This is a genomic window from Blastococcus sp. OS1-29, from assembly GCF_057628075.1.
Genome location: NZ_JBXXJK010000007.1, coordinates 100857 through 120014, shown reverse-complemented (window position 1 = coordinate 120014; position 19158 = coordinate 100857). Strand labels below are relative to the sequence as shown.

The window sequence follows — 19158 nt, the reverse complement described above, 5'->3', positions numbered from 1 at the left end:
GTCAAGCTAACTATGACCGCAGGGTCGAGGAGGCACGATGCCCTGGTGCGCGCCGTGGTGAGTCGGGTCGGTACAGCCGCTGTAGTCGTCGACGACGTCGTGGTCGGCGAGATCGGCCGCGGCCTGCTGGCACTGGTCGGCGTCGGGCGGCAGGACGACGGGACGGCGGCCGCCGCCATGGCCCGCAAGATCCACGAACTGCGCATCTTTCCCGGCGACGACGGCGAGCTGTCGGCGTCCGACCTCGGCCTGCCGGTACTCGTGGTCAGCCAGTTCACGCTCTACGCCGACACGCGGAAGGGACGTCGTCCGTCCTGGCAGGAGGCCGCCCCCGGCGAGCTGGCCGAGCCGTTGGTGGACGCGGTCGTGGCGGAACTGCGGGCACGCGGCTGCACCGTGGCGACCGGGCTGTTCGGGGCCAGCATGCGGGTCTCGTCGGTCAACGAGGGTCCGATGACCCTGCTGCTGGAGACCTGACCCCGCTCCTGGCTGAACTACCCGGCCGGCGTGTCCGTGTTGCAGGGTGGACGGGGCCGGGTAAGGGGGGTGACGGAAGACACTCCCTGCCGATTTGCTGTGAAGCGCCGGTTCATGGAACACGGAGCCCGGTGCGAACCGTTGTGCAGGACGTACCACATCGGACAGAAGAGCTAGGGGCCTCACCCGGCCACCCCGGAGCCCCCGCACTTGACGCCCGGACGGATCGCCGCCGCCACCGACGACGCGGCATCCCATCCGAACCGAAGGCAAGGACGAAGACACACCGTGACGCTGCTTCAGTCTTCCCCCAACGACACCCTAGGGGTGCGCTCGCGCACGCCCCGTCGGGACCCCGACACCACCGGCCTGGTGTCGACGGACCTCGTGCGCGTGTACCTCAACACCATCGGCAAGACCGCGCTGCTGACCGCCGAGCAAGAGGTCGAGCTCGCGAAGCGGATCGAGGCCGGCCTGTACGCCGGGAAGCTCCTGGCGGAGAAGCAGGGCCTCTCCCCCGCCAAGCAGCGCGACTACAAGACGCTCGCCATCGACGGCAAGGCCGCGAAGGCGCACCTGCTGGAAGCCAACCTCCGTCTCGTCGTGTCGGTGGCCAAGCGCTACACCGGCCACGGCATGACGTTCCTGGACCTGATCCAGGAGGGCAACGTCGGCCTGATCCGTGCGGTCGAGAAGTTCGACTACACCAAGGGCTTCAAGTTCTCGACGTACGCGACCTGGTGGATCCGCCAGGCGATCACCCGCGCCATGGCCGACTCCGGCCGCACCATCCGGCTGCCCGTCCACCTCGCCGAGCAGGTCAACAAGGTCGTCCGCACGCGCCGGCGCATGCACCAGGAGCTGGAGCGTGAGCCCACCGCCGAGGAGCTCGGTCTCGAGCTGGACATCCCGGAGGCGCGGATCGTCGAGCTGCTCGAGTACAGCCGCGACCTGGTCAGCCTCGACCAGACCGTGGGCGCCGACGAGGAGTCGCGGCTCGGTGACTTCATCGAGGACGCCGACGCCGCGGTGGCCGAGGACGCCGTCGCCTTCCAGATGATGAAGGGCGACGTCCGCAACGTGCTCGAGACCCTCGAGGACCGCGAGCGGGACGTGGTGATCCTGCGATTCGGGCTCGACGGCCACCAGCCCCGCACGCTCGAGCAGATCGGCAAGCAGTTCGGTCTGTCCCGCGAAAGGGTGCGGCAGATCGAGCGGGAGACGATGGCCAAGCTCCGCGACCCGGAGCGGGCCGACGCCCTGCGCGACTACCTGGCCTGAGTGGCACAGCCCTGAGAACGGGGCCCTGAGATCGAGAGCCGGTCACCATCGGGTGACCGGCTCTCGGCCGCTCCGGGGGTGTCGTGCACGCTCTGCGGGTTCTGCAAGACCCCGCATGCGTGCCCAACGCCCGCGACGCAGCGCCCGGGCACCGCGACGCGCCGTCGTCAGTCCGCGGTGCGCATTCGGCGGGGCCCCGGCTCGACCCGCGCGGTCGGCGGGCCCACCGAGCAGGTGCCCCCGGCGACGACGAGCGAGCGTCCCCCGTGCCACGGGTCCGCCGGACCGACGAGCACCGGCTCCAGCCGCAATCGCAGCACCTCGGGCAGGTCGTCGGCCAGGCGCGCGACCCGCAGCAGCAGGTTCTCCAGCGCAGCCACGTCGACCGGCTCGGATCCCCGGTAACCGTCGAGCAGCGGCCAGGCGCGCGGGGCCCGGACCAGTTCGGCGGCGTCCAGGTCGGTCAGCGGCAAGGTGCGGTAGGCGCGGTCGCCGAGCAGGTCGGTGGCCACTCCCCCGAGGCCGAAGCTGACCAGCGCGCCGAACGACGGGTCGTCGACGATCTCGACCACGGTGGCGACGCCGGGGGCGGCCATCTGCTGGACGATCACCGGGTCGCCGGAGGGGATCGCCCCGAACGCCGTCCGGACGGCGTCGTCGTCGGCGAGGTCCAGGCGGACGCCGCCGAGATCCGCGCGGTGCCGCAGCCAGGGCGCGGTGGACTTGAGGATGACCGGGTAGCCGATCTCCCGGGCCGCCGCGACCGCCTCCTCGGCGTCGGTGGCGGTGCGGGTGCCGAGAAGCGGAACGCCGTAGGCGGCCAGCAGGGCGATCAGCTCGTCGTCGGTCAGCTCGCGACCCTTCGGGGCGTCACCCAGCGCCGCGTGGACGACGGCCTTGCCCGTCGCCGCGTCGACGTCGGGCAGCTCCGGCAGCTCGCCGACCGGCCGGCGCCGCCAGCGGGCGTACTCCACGGCCTTGGCCAGCGCGATCACCGCTCGCTCCGGGGTGGAGTACGAGGGCACCGAGCCGCGGGCCGGCATGCCGTCCTCGCCCAGCACGGTGAGCTCGTCCGGGATGCCCTCGGTGGACAGGAAGCTCGCGACGATCGGCTTGTCCGAGCCCCGGGCGACCTCGCGCAGGGCCGCGCCGAACTCCGTGGAGCCGGACATGAGCGGCGGCAGGAAGACAGCGACCACCGCGTCGGCGCCGTCGTCGTCGATGGCCGCCTGCAGCGCGGCACTGAAGTCCTCCGGGGTGCCGCCGGCGCCGATGTCCACCGGTTCCTCGTGGGCCAGCTCGAGGCCCTCCTCGAGCACCGCATCGGCGACCAGCCAGCCGATCGCGGTCGAGTTCCCGACGATCGCCACCCGTGGGCCGGCCGGCAGCGGCTGGTGGGCCAGCAGCGAGCCGACGTCGAACATCTGCGCCACGGTCTCGACGCGGATCACTCCCGCGGAGGCGAACAGCGCCGCCACGGACTGCTCGGGCACCGCCACCGAGGTGCCGGCGAGCCCGCGGGTGACCTGGACGTGCCGGCCGCTCTTCACCGCCACCACGGGCTTGGTCCGGCCGACGCTGCGGGCCAGCCGGGCGAACTTGCGCGGATTGCCGAAGCTCTCCAGGTGCAGGAGCACGACCTCGGTGGCGGGGTCGGTGGCCCAGTACTGGAGCAGGTCGTTGCCGCTGACGTCGGCGCGGTTGCCGGCGGAGACGAAGGTCGACAGCCCGAGGTGTCGGCTGCGGGCCCGTTCGAGCAGCGCCACGCCGAGTGATCCGGACTGGGCGAAGAACCCCACCCGGCCGCGGCCGGGGATCATGGGCGCCAGGCTGGCGTTGAGCTGCACCTCGGGATCGGTGTTGACGATCCCGAGACAGTTGGGGCCGACCACCCGCATCCCCGACGCGCGGGCCGCGGCGACCAGCTGCCGTTCCGCGGCCCGGCCCTCCGGACCGGACTCGCCGAACCCGCCCGAGACCACCACCAGGCCCCGCACGCGCTTGCGGCGGCAGGCCTCCACGACGCCGGCGACCTCGTCGGCGGGCACCGCCAGCACGGCGAGGTCGACGTCGTCGGGAATGGACTCGATGTCGGCGTAGGCGGCCACGCCGCGCACGTGCCGGGCGCCCGGGTTCACCGGGTACACCGGTCCGGCGAAGCCGTAGTCGAGCAGGTGCCGCAGCAGGGCGTTGCCGATCTTGCGCTCATCGGTGCTGGCGCCCACGACGGCCACCGACGACGGCGTCAGCAGCCGGGCGATGGAGCGGGACTCGCTGCGCTGCTCCCGCTCGTAGGACACGGCGAGGGCGTCCTCGGTCTGGTCGATCGGGAAGGTGAGGTGGACGACGCCGTCCTCGTAGGAGCGCTCGGAGTGGTAGCCGGCGTCCTGGAAGACGCGCACCATCCTGCTGTTCTGGGCCAGCACCTCGGCGACGAAGCGCTTGATGCCCTGCTCGCGGCCCGCCGCCGCGAGGTGCTCGAGCAGCACCGAGCCCAGCCCACGCCCCTGGTGCGCGTCCTCGACGAGGAAGGCGACCTCCGCGTCGTCGGTGCCGGGATAGCGGTCGAACCGGCCCACGGCGATGATCTGGTCGCCGAGCAGGACGACGAACGCCACCCGGTCGACGTGGTCGACGTGGGTGAAGCGGTGCAGGTCCTTCTCCGACAGCCTCTTCATCGGCCCGAAGAACCGGTAGTAGCGGGTCTGGTCGCTGCTGCGCTCCATCAGCCCGTTGATGCCGTCGGCGTCCTCCGGGCAGATCGGCCGCAGGTGCACCGTCCCGCCGTCGGCCGCGACGATGTCGGCCTCCCAGTGCGGCGGCGGCGTGGGGTTGTCGGCCTGCGGCTGGGAAGGCTGTTCAGTCACGGGGATCGTCCGGGTCGAGTCCGAAGTAGGGGAAGCAGGCCCGGCGGGTGCGCAGGATGGCCCGGTCGACGCGTGACTCGGTGAACGGGTCCCACGCCGAGAAGCCCGTGTAGCCGCCCTCGGTCATGTGCGTGGGCGGCCGCGCGCGCAGGCCGCGACGTTCGACGTCGTTCCGCCAGGACTGCGGGATCTCGGTGGACGGGTCGAGCCGGTCGCCGCTGACCTCGGCGATCAGGTGAGTCCACGCACGCGGGACGCACCGGACCAGCCCGTAGCCTCCCCCGCCGAGCACCACCCAACGGCCGTCGCAGATCTCGTGGGCCAGGTCGTGCATGACCTTGTAGCTGGCGCGTTGACCGTCGACGGTGAGGGCCAGGTCGGCCAGCGGGTCCTCGTGGTGGGCGTCGCAGCCGCACTGGGTGACCAGGATCTGCGGCTGGAACGCCCGCAGCACGCTGGGGACGACGGCGGTGAACGCGCGCAGCCAGGAGGAGTCGTCGGTGCCGTTGGGCAGGGCCAGGTTGACCGCGCTGCCCATGGCCGTGTGCGGATCGCCGGTCTCCTCGGGGAAGCCGGTTCCGGGGAAGAGGGTCAGCGGCGTCTGGTGGATGCTCACCGTGAGCACGCGTGGGTCGTCGTAGAAGGCGGCCTGGACGCCGTCGCCGTGGTGGACGTCGAGATCGACGTAGGCGATGCGTTCGTACCCCTGCCTGAGCAGCCAGGCGATCGCGACGGCGGGGTCGTTGAACACGCAGAAGCCGGAGGCCGCGTCCCGCATCGCGTGGTGCAGCCCACCGGAGATGTTGACCGCGTGCTGCGCGGTGCCCTCGTGCACCTCCCGAGCGGCTTGCACGCTGCCGCCGGTGATCAGCGCCGCCGCGTCGTACATGCCCTCGAAGATCGGGTTGTCCGGCGTGCCCATGCCGTGGCCCACGGACGGGTCGGCCGGCGCCCGGCGGACGGCGTCCAGGTAGGCGGGGTCGTGCACCAGGGTGAGCAGGCCGACGTCGGCCGGGGTCGGCGTCACGATCCGGATCCGGTCGGTCGCGAGCACGCCCAGGCCGTCGGCCAGCCGCATGGTCAGGTCGAGGCGGACGGGGTGCAGCGGGTGGTCCCCACCCATGGTGTAGCCGAGGAGGGACTCGTCCCAGACCACGGCGACCGAGTCGCTCATCGGGCCCCCTCGCACTCTCGCCGCTGCCGTGCCTCGGCTCGCTCCGGACGCTACCCGGTGACGTCGCAGGCGGGGCCCCGGTCGACCGGCCCACCCGTCCGGCTGACCGGGCGCGGCGCGGCCCGCCCGTAGACTTGCCGCCGACACGGAGGAGTACCTGTGAACGACCTCATCGACACGACCGAGATGTACCTCCGGACGATCTTCGAGCTGGAGGAAGAGGGGATCGTCCCGCTGCGGGCACGGATCGCCGAGCGGCTGCACCAGAGCGGCCCCACGGTGAGCCAGACGGTCGCCCGCATGGAGCGCGACGGCCTGCTGACGGTCGAGGGTGACCGGCACCTGCAGCTGTCGGACGAGGGGCGCCAGCTCGCCACCGCCGTGATGCGCAAGCACCGGCTGGCCGAGTGCCTGCTCGTGGACGTCATCGGCCTGGATTACGCCGACGTCCACGAGGAGGCCTGCCGCTGGGAGCACGTCATGAGCGAGGCGGTGGAGCGCAAGCTGCTGACCCTCCTGGGCAACCCGTCGGTCTCCCCGTTCGGCAACCCCATCCCGGGGTTGGAGGCGCTGCGCGGCGACGCGCCGGCGGCGGGGCAGGCGACCGCGGCAGTGCCCGCGTTGTCCCTGCTCTCCACGACGGCGACCACCGGCGGCCGGCCCGTCGTCATCCGGCGGATCAGCGAACAGCTGCAGGAGAACGCCGACCTCCTGCGCGTGCTCGCCGACCAGGGCGTGCGGCCGGGCGCCACCATGATCGCCCGGCTCGTCGACGGCTCGGTGAGCCTCGACGGCACGCCACTGCCGGCGGGGGTCGCCCACCACCTCTTCGTCACCCTCGCCGACGAACAGGCCGCCGCATTCGAGGCCGCGACGCTCGCCTGACTCACTACCGTGCGCGGTCGACCTACCGTGTGCGGTCGACCGACGAACATGTGAGAAGAGGCCCGCCAGGTGAGCACGCCCTCCGTTGCGCCCGAGCAGTCCGACGCCGCGCCCAGCCCGTTCCACCGGATGTCGGACTTCCTGGCGATCCCGCGGCTGGCCGGCCTCGCGCTCTCCGCCGACGGCACGCGGCTGGCGGTGTCGGTCGCCACGCTGGATCCGGAGAAGAAGAAGTGGCAGTCCGCGCTCTGGGAGGTCGATCCCGCGGGCGCGGCGGCGGCACGCCGGCTGACCCGCAGCGCGCCGGGTGAGTCGGCGCCCGCCTGGCTGCCGGACGGTTCGCTGCTGTTCACGTCGGCCCGCCCGGTGCCGGGCGCCAAGGAGGACGGCGACCCCACGCCGGCGCTGTGGAGCCTGCCGGCCGGTGGGGGCGAGGCCCGACCGGTGGTCACCCGCTCGGCCGGGATCGCCGGGTTCGCGGTGGCGGCCGACACCGGCGACCTGGTCGTCGCCGCAGCGACCATGCCGGGCGCGACCGACGCCGCGGCCGACGAGCAGCACCGCACCCAGCGCAAGGACGCCGGGGTCACCGCGGTCCTGCACGAGACGTATCCGGTGCGGTACTGGGACCACGACCTGGGGCCCGCTGCCCCACACCTCTTCTGGGCGGGACAGATCCCCGCGGACGACGGCACCACGGCAGGCCGCGCCGAGCTCCGCGATCTGACCCCGGACGCCGTTCCTCCGCACGGTGCCGGAGACGACTTCGCCCTCTCCCCCGACGGTCGTCTCCTGGCCCGCACCGAGCAGGTCCCCGACGGTCCCGCCGGGCGCCGCACCCGGGTACTGCTCACCGACCCGACGACCGGGGACACGAGGGTGCTCGTCGACGACGAACTGGCCGACGTGTACGCCCCCGCGTTCTCCCCCGACAGCACGTCCCTTGTCTGCGTCCGCGAGCGGCTCGCGACCTACGCCGAGCCGCCGGACTACACGTTGCTGGTGGTCGACGTCGCCACGGGCGACGCCCGCGACGTGACGGCGGGCTTCGACCGGTGGCCGAGCGCGCCGCAGTTCGCCACCGACGGCGCGGCGGTCTACTTCCTCGCCGACGACGACGGCCGGCACGCCGTGTTCCGGGTGGCGCTGTCCGGTGGCGAACCCGTGCGGCTCACCGACGACGGCGCGTACAGCGACCTGCAGGTCGCCCGCGACGGCAGCGCGCTGTACGCGCTGCGGTCCGCCTACGACTCGCCGCCGCTGCCGGTGCGGCTGGACCCGCTCGCCCCGCTGCAGGACCCGACCGTGCTGCCCAGCCCCGGCGGCGTCGACCCGCTGCCGGGCCGCGTGCTCGAGGTGGAGGCCACCGCCGCCGACGGCGCCCGGGTGCAGTCCTGGCTGGTCCTCCCCGAGGGCGCCTCCGCGGACTCCCCGGCACCCCTGGTGCTCTGGATCCACGGCGGGCCCCTGATGAGCTTCAACTCGTGGTCGTGGCGCTGGTGCCCCTGGGTGCTCGCCGCCCGCGGCTACGCGGTCCTGCTGCCCAATCCCGCGCTCTCCCAGGGCTTCGGCCAGGAGTTCGTGCGGCGCGGCTGGGGCGAGTGGGGTGGCGCGCCCTTCACCGACCTCATGGCGGCCGTGGACGCGGTCGAGCGGCGCCCCGACATCGACGCGTCGCGCACGGCGGCGATGGGCGGTTCCTTCGGCGGGTACATGGCCAACTGGGTGGCGACCCAGACCGACCGCTTCCGGGCGATCGTGACGCACGCCAGCCTGTGGGACCTCGACTCCTTCACCGGCACCACCGACGCCGCCTACTACTGGGAGAAGGAGTGGGGCGACCCGCTGCGCGAACCCAAGCGCTACGAGCAGAACTCGCCGCACCGTTACGCGGACGCGATCCGCACGCCGATGCTGGTGATCCACGGCGACAAGGACTACCGCGTGCCGATCGGCGAGGGCCTGCGGCTCTGGTACGACCTGCAGAAGCGCGGCATCCCCTCGAAGTTCCTGTACTTCCCGGACGAGAACCACTGGGTGCTCGCGCCGGGCAACTCCCAGGTCTGGTACGAGACGGTGATCGCCTTCCTCGCCGAGCACGTCCTGGGCGAGCCCTGGAAGCGTCCCGAGCTGCTCTGAGTCCATGGCTGCGCCGCCGTCAGCAGACCGACGCCGCAGCCCGGACGAGCAACGCACGCAGGTCGCCCGGTGTCATGCATGCCCCCAGCGCGTCGCGCAGCAGGGCGGCCAGGGCGTAGTCGGGGGCGCTGGTCAGTGCCCGGTCGAGGGCGACGTTGGCCATAGCGCCGTCGCCACGCAGCCAGGCGCTGACCGCAAGCAGGCTGGCCGGTGCCGCGTCCAGCGGCGCGGGTGCGCGACGGGTGCACTCGGCCCACAACTGCTCGGCGGCCGCCGGCAGTTCCGCGTCGTACTCGTCCAGTGCGAGCTGCAGCGCCAGGTCACGGACCTCGCCGTCGCGCAGGCCCCACACGATGCGCGCCACCTCCTCGTCGGCGAGCGGTCTGCGCAGCGCCGCGCCGACACGGCAGCGGTCGATCCCGCCCATGATCGCCGTCCACGACTCCAGGCCGGCCGGCTCCGGGCCGGTGTCGAGTAGGTCCGCCGAGAGCGCGACACCCACTCGCGCGCAGGCCCCCGCCATGGCCGAGGCGTCGTGGCCGGGTGGCGGCGAGATCAGGGCGACGAGGTCCTCCCGGGCGTCCTGCACGACGGTTCCGGTCGCGATCGAGGCGACCTCCAGCTCGCTGACCCCACCCGGGAGGGCGGTGCCGGCGTCGGGCGCGCAGCAGGGGTCGGAGCAGTCGTAGGACCACCACCGGCCGCCGCGCACGAGGACCGTGTCCGCGACCGGCACCCCCACCCCTGACAGTCCCCGGCACATCTCCCGGACGAGCTCGGCGTGCGGCAGCGCGGGCTCCCCGGCGCGGGTCTCGTTCGCGGCCTCGGAAACGACGAGGACCACGGCGCCGGCCGGCCGGTCGGTCTTCAGGCTCCCGGACAGCATTCCGGCCAGGGCACCGTCGTGCTCCGGCGGCGGGATGTCGGCCCGTACGGTCAGCCCGACCCGGCGACCGCTCTGCCCGCCCAGCGCCAGCAGCACGACGGACTCCCGTGGCCGGAAGCCCAGCAGGTGCGGCAGGCCGGCGGCGATTTCGCCGACGTCGCGGATGCGGACGACGACCGGCTCGTCCGGCGGGGCGGGCTGTCGACGGGTGCGCTTGCTCATGCCCCGACCCTGGCCGCGCGGCGACCCCGTGAGGTCACCCGACCGTCATCTGTGGACAGCGGCCCCGCTGTGGACGACCGTCAACCCCATCCGGGTCACATCTGGTACTGGACCGCGGTGCGCTGAGCCAGCCACGGGCGCACGTGCTCGGCGAGTACCGCCAGGTGCACCGGGTCCTGGGCGTAGCGGTAGAACGCTTCGACGTCCGGGAAGTCCGCGATCAGCACGGTGTCGGCGTTGCCGTCGGAGAGCCCGGCATCGTCCGCGACCACGAGCGACGTCATGCCGCCGACCTCCGAACGGAGCCTGCGCAGCGCAGCCACGGTCGACGCCCGGCGGTCGTCATCGGCGTCGGCGGACCAGGAGAACACGGCGACGTGACGGATCATGGCGCAGAGTTTTCCAGTCCCCGGGACGGGGCCGCAGGCCGGGCGGTTACCGGCTGGTAGGCACCGCGTCCCGCCCGCTGGTTAGAGTCCGCTCATGGGACGGTCGCTGCGTATCGCACTGCTGTCCTACCGGAGCAAGCCGCACAGCGGGGGCCAGGGCGTCTACGTGCGGGCGCTGTCCCGCGAGCTGACCGGCCTCGGCCACCGGGTCGAGGTGCTCAGCGGTCAGCCCTATCCCGAGCTCGACCACGGCGTCGCCCTGCGCCGGCTGCCGAGCCTGGACCTCTACCGCGAGCCGGATCCGTTCCGCACCCCGCGGCCCTCGGAGTTCCGCGACTGGATCGACGTCGCCGAGTGGGCCACCATGTGCACCGCCGGGTTCCCCGAGCCGATGACGTTCAGCCTCCGAGCGGCCCGCCACCTCCTTTCCCGGGCCGGCGAGTTCGACGTCGTGCACGACAATCAGTCGCTCGGCTGGGGTCTCCTGCGGTTGACCCGGGCGGGCGTCCCGACGGTCGCGACCGTCCACCATCCGATCGCCATCGACCGGCAGCTGGAGCTGGCCGCCACGCCGTCGCTGCGCCGGCGGCTGACGCTGCGCCGCTGGTACGGCTTCACCGGCATGCAGGCCCGGGTGGCGGCGCGCCTCGACGCAATCACCACGGTGTCGGAGAACTCCCGGCGCGACATCGCCACGCACATGGGCCTGGCGCCCGAGGGCATCGAGGTCATCCCGGTCGGCATCGATCCAGACGAGTTCCGCGCGCCGCCGCCGGACCGGCCCCGCGACCGCGACTCGATCCTCGTCATCACCAGCGCCGACGTCGCCCTCAAGGGCCTGGTGCACCTGCTCGAGGCGCTGGCCAAGCTGCGGACCGAGCGGCCGGTGCGGCTGACCGTCGTCGGCACCGCCCGCCCGGGCGGTCCGGCCGAGGCGGCGCTGGACCGGCTCGCCCTGCGGGACGCCGTCCGCTTCACCGGGCCGGTGCCCGAGGCCGAGCTCGTCGACCTGCTGCAGCGGGCGTCGGTCGTGGCCATCCCCTCCCTGTACGAGGGCTTCTCGTTGCCCGCGATCGAGGCCATGGCGTGCGCCACCCCGCTGGTGACGACCGACGCCGGAGCGCTCCCCGAGGTGGTCGGCAGCAAGGCCGGCCTGCGGGTGCGCGCCGGTGACGTGGGCGAGCTGACGGCGGCGCTGCAGCTGGTGCTGGACTCGCCGTCCCTCGCCGAGCAGCTGGGCCGCGCGGGCCGGCGCCGGGTGCTGGACAACTACACCTGGCGGTCGACGGCGCAGCGCACGGCCGACTGGTACGCCGAGACCCTGGACCGCAAGGAGAAGCAGCAGTGCTGACCGTCGACTACGAGCTGCTCGACCTGCGGCCGGGCATGACCGTGCTCGACCTGGGTTGCGGCGAGGGCCGGCACGCGTTCGAGGCCTACCGCCGCGGCGCCGAAGTGGTCGCCGTCGACTGGGGGCAGCCCGAGGTCGAGACGACGAAGCGCTGGCTCGGCGCGATCGCGGAGGCCGGCGAGGCGCCGGCGGGCGCCCGCTACGAGGTCGTCCGGGGCGACCTGCTGCACCTGCCGGTCCCGGACGCCAGCGTCGACCGGGTGATCGCCTCGGAGGTGCTCGAGCACATCCCCGACGACGTCACCGCGATGGCCGAGATCTTCCGCGTGCTGAAGCCGGGCGGCCGGGTCGCGGTGACCGTGCCGCGCTACGGCCCCGAGCGGATCTGCTGGGCCCTGTCGGACGAGTACCACGCGAACGAGGGCGGCCACATCCGCATCTACCGGCGCGACGTCGTCCGCACCCGGCTGACGTCGGTCGGCCTGGTTCCAGGCGAGACCCACCACGCGCACGCGCTGCACGCGCCGTACTGGTGGTTGAAGTGCGCCGTCGGCGTGGAGCGCGACGCGGCGATCGTGCGCGCCTACCACCGGATGCTGGTCTGGGACCTCACCAAGCGGCCGTGGCTCACCCGCACCGCCGAGCGCCTCCTGGACCCGATCCTCGGCAAGAGCGTGGTCGTGTACGCCGACAAGCCCGCCGGTCCCGAGCGCTCGGCGTCGGCCGGCGGCGGGGCGGGCGGGAACCTCGCGACGTGGGAGCGGACCGCTGCCGCGCGCTGAGCCGGGCGAGCTCCTGCCGGAGCTGCCCGGCGTCCTGACCGGGGAGCAGGTGCGGGCGACCGTGGCCTGGATCGCCGATCAGCAGGACCACGACGGCGCGCTGCCCTGGTTCGCCGGCGGCCAGCTCGACCCCTGGGACTCCGTCGAGGCGGCCATGGCGCTGGACGTGGGCGGCGAGCACGAGCGGGCCGCCGCGGCCTACCGCTGGCTGGCCGACCGGCAGCGCCCGGACGGGTCGTGGGCCGCCGAGTACCGGGACGGGGTCGAGTCGGCGCCCGCCGCGGAGAGCAACCATGCCGGCTACCTCGCCGTGGGCGCCTGGCACAGCTGGCTGCTGGCCGGCGACGAGCAGCTGGTGGACGAGTTGTGGCCGGCCGTCCGGGCGGGGCTGGACCTGGTCACGCGGATGCAGTTGCCCGGGGGCGCGATCGGCTGGGCCCTGCGCCCCGACGGGACCGCAGACGACACGGCCCTGCTGACCGGCAACGCGAGCCTCTTCCAGGCGCTGCGCTGCGGGGTGGCGCTGGCCGGGCTCCGCGACGAGGCGCAGCCCGACTGGGAGGTGGCCGCGGCCGACCTCGGAACGGCGCTGCGCGAGCGGCCCGGGGCGTTCGCCGACCGGTCGCGCTTCTCGATGGACTGGTACTACCCGGTGCTCGGTGGGGCGCTCACCGGCGGCGCGGCCCGCGATCGCCTGGCCGCCGACTGGGACCGGTTCGTCGTCCCGGGGCTGGGTGCCCGCTGCGTCTCCGACCGGCCGTGGGTGACCGGGGCCGAGACGTGCGAGCTGGCCCTCGCGCTGGCCGCGGCCGGCCAGCGTGACGCCGCGATCGAGCAGGTCGCGGCGATGCAGCACCTCCGCGACGACGACGGCTCCTACTGGACCGGCTACGTGTTCGCCGACGACGCCCGCTGGCCGATCGAGCGCACGACGTGGACGGCGGCCGCGGTCGTGCTGGCCGCCGACGCGATCTCCGGGGCGACGCCGGCCGCCGCGCTGTTCGCCCACCCCGCCACGCTGCCTCCAGCCGGAGTTCCCCAGCTCGACGACCCGACCGCCGGTTGGCCGGCCCGAGAGGCGGGCACCGTCCACCCGTGACGGAACCCGGTGTCGTGACCGTCGTCGTGGCCAGCCGCAACCGACGGGCCGAGCTGCTGGCTACGATCCCCCGGCATGAAGCGCCGGTCGTCCTGATCGACAACGCCTCGACCGACGGGTCCGCCGACGCGGTACGCACGGCCCATCCCGACGTCGCTGTCCTGGAACTGGACCGCAACGAGGGGGCGTTTGCCCGCACGCGCGGCGTGGCCCAGGCGGGCACCCCCTTCGTCGCGTTCGCCGACGACGACTCTTGGTGGGCCCCCGGAGGTTTGGAACGGGCAGTAGCGATCATGCGTGCCCACCCTCGTCTGGCGGTCCTCAACGCCCGCATCCTGGTCGGGCCAGAGGCGCGCCTCGACCCGGTCTGCGAGGAGATGGCCGGCAGCCCGCTGGGGACGCCGCCGGACATGCCCGGACCGGCACTGCTGGGCTTCGTGGCCTGTGGCGCACTCGTGCGCACCGAGGCGTTCGAGGCGGTGGGCGGGTTCGACCCGGTTGTCCGGTTTCCCGGCGAGGAGGAGCGGCTGGCCCTCGACCTGGCCGTCGCCGGGTGGGGCCTCGCCTACGTCGACTCGGTGACGGTGCATCACCATCCGTCGGCCCGCCGGGACCCTCCGATCCGGCGGCAGGCGGGCATCTGGCGCAGCCGGCTCCTGACGGCGGTCATGCGACTGCCCGTGGGCGACGTCGTCCGGTTGGTCGGCGCTGCGCTCGTCGACGGGCGCCCCGGTGTCGCCGGCCTCGGACGTGCGCTACCCGACGTCCTCGCTGCGCTGCGCCGCCGGCGACCGGTGCCTCCGGCGCTGCGCGCCCAGCTCCGTCGGCTGGCGGAGGGATGAAGCCATGACCTGCGCCTCCGACCCGCGGCTGGCCGTGGTCGTGATCACGCATCAACGACGTGAGGAGGTGCTCGTGGCGTTGGCCCGCCTGACGGCGTTGCCGGAGCAGCCGCAGGTGGTCGTCGTCGACAACGGGTCTACCGACGGGACAGCGGCGGCCGTGCGCCGGGCGTTCCCCGGCGTGGATCTCATCGCGTCCCCGGAGAACCTCGGCGCCGTGGGACGCAATGTCGGCGTCGCCCGGCTGGACACCCCGTACGTGGCGTTCTGCGATGACGACACCTGGTGGGAACCGGGTTCCCTGCGGACAGCGGCCGACGTGCTCGACGCCTATCCGCGCCTCGCCGTCGTCACCGCACGGATCCTCGTGGAGCCTGCCGGCACCGAGGACCCGATCGTCCCGGAGCTGCGCGACTCCCCGGTCCGCGGCGCCAGCTGGCTCCCGGGGCCGGCACTGGGCTCCTTCCTTGCCGGCGCCTCGGTGCTGCGCCGGGAGGCCTTCCTGGCCGTCGGGGGGTTCTCCGAACGCCTCTGGCTCGGCGGCGAGGAGGAGCTCGTCGCCGGCGACCTGGCGGCGGCCGGATGGGAGCTGTGCTACCTCCCGGAACTCACCGCGCACCACATGGCGAGCCGGGCCCGGGATCCGCACCGGCGACGCCGGGACGGCATCCGCAACACCCTCTGGACGACGTGGCTGCGGCGGCCGCTCCGGCCGGCGCTGCGCCGGACCCTCTCCCTGCTCCACAGCGTGCCGCGCGACCGGGTGACCGCCCGTGGCTTGCTCGAGGCCGTCGGCGGGATCCCCTGGGTGGTGCGGGAACGCCGGGTTCTGCCGCCCCACGCGGAGGCGCGGTTCGCCGCTCTCGAGGAGGCCCAGCGCCGGTCGGCGGCCCGGCGGTACGTGAGCTAGTGCCGCGGCCGCCAACGTTCGCCTCGTTCGTTTCTGTCGGTGGTGTGGGGCACGGTCGTGGTCATGCCTCGTCGTCGGGATCCGGGTACGCCTGCGGTGGTGTATCGCACCGCCCGGGTGGCGCTGCGGGCCACGCCTGGGCAGCGGCGCCGGCTGTTCGGGCTGCTGCGGTCGGGCGGGGACGTGTGGGCGGCCGTGCTGGAGATCAACCGATGGCGGCGCCGTCGCGGGGATCGGCCGCTGGCCGGGTATCAGGAACTGTGCCGGGAACTGGCCGCCGCCGGGGAGGGGGTGTTCGGCGAGTTGTCCAGCGTCGGCGCCCGGTCGGTGCTGCGGGCCTATTCCGACGCGTGGATGACCGCCGCCCGGGCTCGGCGGGCCGGGGAGGGCGCGGCCCGGTTCCCGCGCCGACGCCGTGCGCTGGTGCCGGTGCGGTTCTACGCAGGAACCTTCAGCCTCGACGCCGACGGCGGGAAGGTGCGGCTGCCGGTGGCCCGGGGCGGTCGGCCGCTGTGGGTGCGGCCGGCCCGGCCGCTGCCCTATCCAGTCGAGTCGGTCCGCTCGGTGCGACTGGTCCACCAGGGACGGCGGTTGTTCCTCGACGTCACCGCCGAGGTGCGGGTCGCCGCCTATGCCGGCGGGGCCGGCCCCGACCGCACCCGGGTGGCCGGGGTGGACCTGGGCATCATCCACCCCTACGCGGTCCTCGCCCCCCGCGGTGGCGAGGGCGGGGCCGATGCGGCGCTGCTGGTGTCGGGGCGGGCGCTGCGCGCCGAACACCGGCTACACCTGGCCGAGGGCAAGGCCCGGGCCCGCGCGACCGCCGCCCGCGCCCCCCGGCCGGGCCAGCGGGGCTCCCGGCGATGGAAGCGCTACCGGGTTCGCAGCCGACAGCTGGAGGGCCGACACCGCCGGCGGCTCGCCCAGGCCCGCCACGAGGCCGCCACCCAGGTGGTGTCCTGGGCGGTGGCGCACCGGGTCGGCACCCTGGTCGTCGGTGACCCCCGCGGGCTGCTGGCCCGGTCGGCCGGGCGGCGGCAGAACAAGGCCGTCCGGGACTGGGCTGTCGGGCACCTGCTGGCCACGCTCACCGACAAGGCGCAGGTCGCCGGCATCGCCGTCGAGGTGGTCGACGAGCGGGGCACCTCCTCCACCTGCCCCGCCTGCCGCGCCCGGGTGCCCAAGCCCCGCGGGCGGGTCTTCAGCTGCCGGTCCTGCCGGTTCACCGGGCACCGCGACCTGGTCGGTGCCGCCAACATCGCCGCCCGCGCCACGACCACCCCCGGTGGTCCCGGCACGGGTGACGGCCTCGTCACCGGCGGCCCGCCGGTGACCACGCACCGTCGAGCCGGCCGGCACCTGCCCGGCGCCGGCCGGTCCCGGCGTGACCCCCGCCGCGCACTGCTCACCCGGCCACCCGGCCGGTCCCGGGCACCCACCCATCCGGTGGGGCGCGACGGAGAGTCCATCTGGCCCGCCGTGGCCCGCCCCCCAGCTGCTATGGCTGCGGGAAGTCGCTCACCGGCACCCGCCGGCGAGGATCAGCCAACCCAGCCCCTCAAGGGCGAACGTTGGCTGGCACGGCACTAGGAGCTCAGCGCGCGCAGTCGATGCAGGTGCGCGCCGCGGGCCGGGCGGCCAGCCGCTCGGGGGCGATGGGGCGTCCGCAGGTCTCGCAGATCCCGTAGGTGCCGCCTTCGACGTTGCGGATCGCCGCCTCGACGTCGGCCAGCCGCCGTCGGGCCTGCTCGAGCAGCGCCACGACCTGCTGCCGCTCGAAGGCGATGGTCGCGCCTTCCGGGTCGTGCTCGTCGTCGGCGTTGGACGCCCGGGAGGCCGCCACGACCTCGTCGAACTCGCGGGTGAGCGCCTCGATCTGGGCCTGCGCCGCGGCGCGCTCCTCCCCCAGCGGGTCGCTCATCGCGTCCGCCGCAGCAACCGCAGCGATCCGGTGCCGGGCAGTTCCTCGAAATCGCCGGAGGCCACGACGCGGGTGTAGACGCCGAAGGGCGCCTGGCCGCCGTCGGCCGGGTCGGGGAACACGTCGTGGATGGCCAGCGTGCCGCCGACGGCGAGCTTGGCGACCCAGGCGTCCTGGTCGCGGCGCGCGGACTCCTCGGTGTGGCTGCCGTCGAGGAACAGCAGGGCGAGCGGCGTCGTCCAGAGCGGTGCCAGCACCTCCGAGCGGGTGACGACGGCGACGACGACGTCCTCGGCGTCCGCCCCCGCGATGGTGCGGCGGAAGTGCGGCAGGGTGTCGATCCGGCCGACCAGCGGGTCGACCAGCGCCGGGTCGTGGTACTCCCAACCCGGCTGGTGCTCCTCCGAGCCCCGGTGGTGGTCGACGGTGACGACCTGCCGGCCGGTCTCCCGCGCCGCGGCGGCCAGGTACAGCGCCGACTTCCCCATCCAGCTGCCCACCTCCAGCAGCGGTCCGGGCACGGCGACGGCCCGCGCCGCCTCGAACAGGGCGCGGCCCTCGTCGTCGGGCATGAAGCCCGGAGCGGCCTGGGCGGCGGCGAGAAGGTCCGTACTCACCCGCACAGCCTCGCTCATCGGGCGAAGCGGGCCCGCAGCGCACTCATCCGGCGGTCGGTCGCGACGCCCACCTCGCTGCCCGCGGCGAGGGCGAAGAAGGCCCCGACCGCGGTCGTCAGCGGGACGGCGAGGACGAGCGCGATCGCGCCGACGAGCGTGCGGATGACCTCCTCGGCCACGGACGAGCTGAACAGCGAGACGAGGACGGGACGGTTGTAGAGCTCGAAGAGCAGCAGCAGCGGCAGCGCGGCCCCGGCGTAGGCGAAGACGATCGTGTACACGGTCGAGGCGATGTGGTCACGGCCGACCGCCATTCCCCGCCGATAGAGCTCCCGCCAGGTGATGCCCGGCGAGACCTCCTTCAGCTGCCAGATGGCCGAGGCCTGGGTGATCGTGACGTCGTTGAGCACGCCGAGTCCGGCGACCACCACCCCGGCGAGCACCAGCCCGGAGAAGTTCAGCGTCGGGTCGAAGCCCTGGAGCTGGACGGTCTCCTCGCTCGTGATGCCCGTGAGCCGGGCGGCGGACACCGCGATCGACCCGAGGACGGCGACCAGGAGCAACCCGGAGAGCGTGCCGACCAGGGCGGTCGTCGTCCGGGCCGAGAAGCCGTGCGCCAGGTAGAGGACGACGAACATGATCGCCGCCGACCCGACCAGGCTCACCAGCGTCGGCGACTCCTCCGCCAGCAGCGCGGGCATGACGAACCGGAGCAGGATGAAGAACGCGAAGCCGAGCCCGACGAGGGAGGCGAGCCCGCGCAGCCGGGCGACCAGGCCCACGACGACGGCGAAGGCGATCGCCAGGACGACGATCGGCGTCCCGCGGGCGTAGTCGAAGAACCCGTAGCTCGGTCCGCCCTCGGCCGCGGCGTCCCGGGTGAGCACGAACGTGTCGCCCTTCTCGACCCCACCGCCGACGACGTCGGCGGACAGCTCGATCTGCTGGAAGTCCCCCTTGCCCTCGCCGTCGAGCACCTCGACGACGACCGTCGCGCACTGCGGCGCCTGACCGGGTGCCTCGCTGCCGCAGGCGAGCGGCTCCACCGACACCACCCGTCCCTCGGGATAGGTCATCCCGGGCGGTAGCTGGATGTCCGCGGCCTGCTGGGCGGGGGTCGGCTCCCCACTGGGCCAGAGCACGAACAGGCCCACCACCGTCGCCAGCGCCACCGGGAAGAGGAGGAGCAGCATGAGCCAGACCGCCCGTCGCCGCAGGCCGAGGGCCTCCTCGCTGGGCGGGGGGGCGTCCGGGTCGGGACCGTGGCTGTGGCTGTGGCTGGGCGGCACCCGGACAGGCTAGGAGGCCGCATCGCC

Annotated in this window: 17 protein-coding genes; 10 read left to right on the top strand and 7 right to left on the bottom strand. The window is 73.9% G+C overall.

The features are described 5' to 3' along the window. Positions 1–45 precede the first annotated feature (45 nt). Both dtd and sigB read left to right on the top strand, forming a co-directional pair. Positions 46–477, top strand: coding sequence for a D-aminoacyl-tRNA deacylase (dtd, locus tag AC2H4J_RS18410; RefSeq protein WP_487466344.1), 432 nt, complete (start codon positions 46–48; stop codon positions 475–477). 288 nt (positions 478–765) lie between these two features. Then, positions 766–1758: an RNA polymerase sigma factor SigB gene (sigB, locus tag AC2H4J_RS18405; RefSeq protein WP_487466343.1), complete on the top strand. Its 993-nt coding sequence runs from the start codon at positions 766–768 to the stop codon at positions 1756–1758. A gap of 167 nt (positions 1759–1925) precedes the next feature. Here the strand turns inward: sigB and AC2H4J_RS18400 are convergent, their stop codons facing one another. Together AC2H4J_RS18400 and AC2H4J_RS18395 are read right to left on the bottom strand one after the other, a co-directional pair. Beyond that, the gene (locus AC2H4J_RS18400) at positions 1926–4625 is read right to left on the bottom strand and encodes a bifunctional acetate--CoA ligase family protein/GNAT family N-acetyltransferase (RefSeq protein ID WP_487466342.1); all 2700 of its coding nucleotides are present in this window, start codon (positions 4623–4625) and stop codon (positions 1926–1928) included. Further along, positions 4618–5799 (bottom strand): acetoin utilization protein AcuC, encoded by a 1182-nt coding sequence (locus tag AC2H4J_RS18395; protein WP_487466341.1) that lies wholly within the window; start codon positions 5797–5799, stop codon positions 4618–4620. The genes AC2H4J_RS18400 and AC2H4J_RS18395 overlap by 8 nt, the downstream gene beginning before the upstream one ends. Before the next feature lie 159 nt (positions 5800–5958). Between AC2H4J_RS18395 and AC2H4J_RS18390 the strand changes: the two genes are divergently transcribed. After that, positions 5959–6684 (top strand): iron-dependent transcriptional repressor DtxR, encoded by a 726-nt coding sequence (locus tag AC2H4J_RS18390; RefSeq protein WP_487466340.1) that lies wholly within the window; start codon positions 5959–5961, stop codon positions 6682–6684. A gap of 69 nt (positions 6685–6753) precedes the next feature. Beyond that, positions 6754–8823, top strand: coding sequence for a S9 family peptidase (locus AC2H4J_RS18385; protein ID WP_487466339.1), 2070 nt, complete (start codon positions 6754–6756; stop codon positions 8821–8823). 19 nt (positions 8824–8842) lie between these two features. On the opposite strand, the gene AC2H4J_RS18380 is transcribed toward AC2H4J_RS18385, so the two are convergent. Together AC2H4J_RS18380 and AC2H4J_RS18375 are read right to left on the bottom strand one after the other, a co-directional pair. After that, positions 8843–9931: a DUF4192 domain-containing protein gene (locus tag AC2H4J_RS18380; RefSeq protein WP_487466338.1), complete on the bottom strand. Its 1089-nt coding sequence runs from the start codon at positions 9929–9931 to the stop codon at positions 8843–8845. 95 nt (positions 9932–10026) lie between these two features. Further along, positions 10027–10320 (bottom strand): Dabb family protein, encoded by a 294-nt coding sequence (locus tag AC2H4J_RS18375; RefSeq protein ID WP_487466337.1) that lies wholly within the window; start codon positions 10318–10320, stop codon positions 10027–10029. 94 nt (positions 10321–10414) lie between these two features. On the opposite strand from AC2H4J_RS18375, the gene AC2H4J_RS18370 reads away from it, so the two are divergent. From AC2H4J_RS18370 to AC2H4J_RS18345, 6 genes are all read left to right on the top strand, one after another. Further along, positions 10415–11671, top strand: a complete 1257-nt coding sequence (locus AC2H4J_RS18370) for a glycosyltransferase family 4 protein (RefSeq protein WP_487466336.1) — start codon at positions 10415–10417, stop codon at positions 11669–11671. Further along, on the top strand, positions 11665–12453 hold the full coding sequence (locus tag AC2H4J_RS18365) for a class I SAM-dependent methyltransferase (protein ID WP_487466335.1): 789 nt from the start codon (positions 11665–11667) through the stop codon (positions 12451–12453). Before AC2H4J_RS18370 ends, AC2H4J_RS18365 begins: the two co-directional genes overlap by 7 nt. A gap of 49 nt (positions 12454–12502) precedes the next feature. Beyond that, positions 12503–13552, top strand: a complete 1050-nt coding sequence (locus AC2H4J_RS18360) for a prenyltransferase (RefSeq protein ID WP_487466334.1) — start codon at positions 12503–12505, stop codon at positions 13550–13552. After that, positions 13549–14394, top strand: a complete 846-nt coding sequence (locus AC2H4J_RS18355; RefSeq protein WP_487466333.1) for a glycosyltransferase family 2 protein — start codon at positions 13549–13551, stop codon at positions 14392–14394. Before AC2H4J_RS18360 ends, AC2H4J_RS18355 begins: the two co-directional genes overlap by 4 nt. Before the next feature lie 4 nt (positions 14395–14398). Further along, positions 14399–15304, top strand: coding sequence for a glycosyltransferase family 2 protein (locus AC2H4J_RS18350; protein WP_487466332.1), 906 nt, complete (start codon positions 14399–14401; stop codon positions 15302–15304). Between the two features lie 99 nt (positions 15305–15403). After that, positions 15404–16894, top strand: a complete 1491-nt coding sequence (locus AC2H4J_RS18345) for an RNA-guided endonuclease InsQ/TnpB family protein (RefSeq protein WP_487466331.1) — start codon at positions 15404–15406, stop codon at positions 16892–16894. A 4-nt stretch (positions 16895–16898) separates the two neighbouring features. On the opposite strand, the gene AC2H4J_RS18340 is transcribed toward AC2H4J_RS18345, so the two are convergent. From AC2H4J_RS18340 to AC2H4J_RS18330, 3 genes are read right to left on the bottom strand one after another with little or no spacing between them, the layout of a single operon-like run. Continuing rightward, positions 16899–17225 carry a TraR/DksA family transcriptional regulator gene (locus AC2H4J_RS18340; RefSeq protein WP_487466330.1) on the bottom strand — a complete coding sequence of 109 codons (327 nt, stop codon included), beginning with the start codon at positions 17223–17225 and terminating at the stop codon, positions 16899–16901. Next, complete coding sequence (locus AC2H4J_RS18335; RefSeq protein WP_487466329.1) at positions 17222–17842, bottom strand: class I SAM-dependent methyltransferase; 621 nt, start codon at positions 17840–17842, stop codon at positions 17222–17224. Before AC2H4J_RS18335 ends, AC2H4J_RS18340 begins: the two co-directional genes overlap by 4 nt. Positions 17843–17856: 14 nt before the next feature. After that, positions 17857–19131, bottom strand: coding sequence for a YibE/F family protein (locus tag AC2H4J_RS18330; protein ID WP_487466328.1), 1275 nt, complete (start codon positions 19129–19131; stop codon positions 17857–17859). Positions 19132–19158 lie beyond the last annotated feature (27 nt).

Bases quoted from the DNA above. Each gene is read 5' to 3' on its own strand.
- AC2H4J_RS18395 (WP_487466341.1), bottom strand. From the start codon at position 5,799: ATGAGCGACTCGGTCGCCGTGGTCTGGGACGAGTCCCTCCTCGGCTAC.
- AC2H4J_RS18380 (WP_487466338.1), bottom strand. From the start codon at position 9,931: ATGAGCAAGCGCACCCGTCGACAGCCCGCCCCGCCGGACGAGCCGGTC.
- AC2H4J_RS18375 (WP_487466337.1), bottom strand. From the start codon at position 10,320: ATGATCCGTCACGTCGCCGTGTTCTCCTGGTCCGCCGACGCCGATGAC.
- AC2H4J_RS18370 (WP_487466336.1), top strand. From the start codon at position 10,415: ATGGGACGGTCGCTGCGTATCGCACTGCTGTCCTACCGGAGCAAGCCG.
- AC2H4J_RS18350 (WP_487466332.1), top strand. From the start codon at position 14,399: ATGACCTGCGCCTCCGACCCGCGGCTGGCCGTGGTCGTGATCACGCAT.
- AC2H4J_RS18340 (WP_487466330.1), bottom strand. From the start codon at position 17,225: ATGAGCGACCCGCTGGGGGAGGAGCGCGCCGCGGCGCAGGCCCAGATC.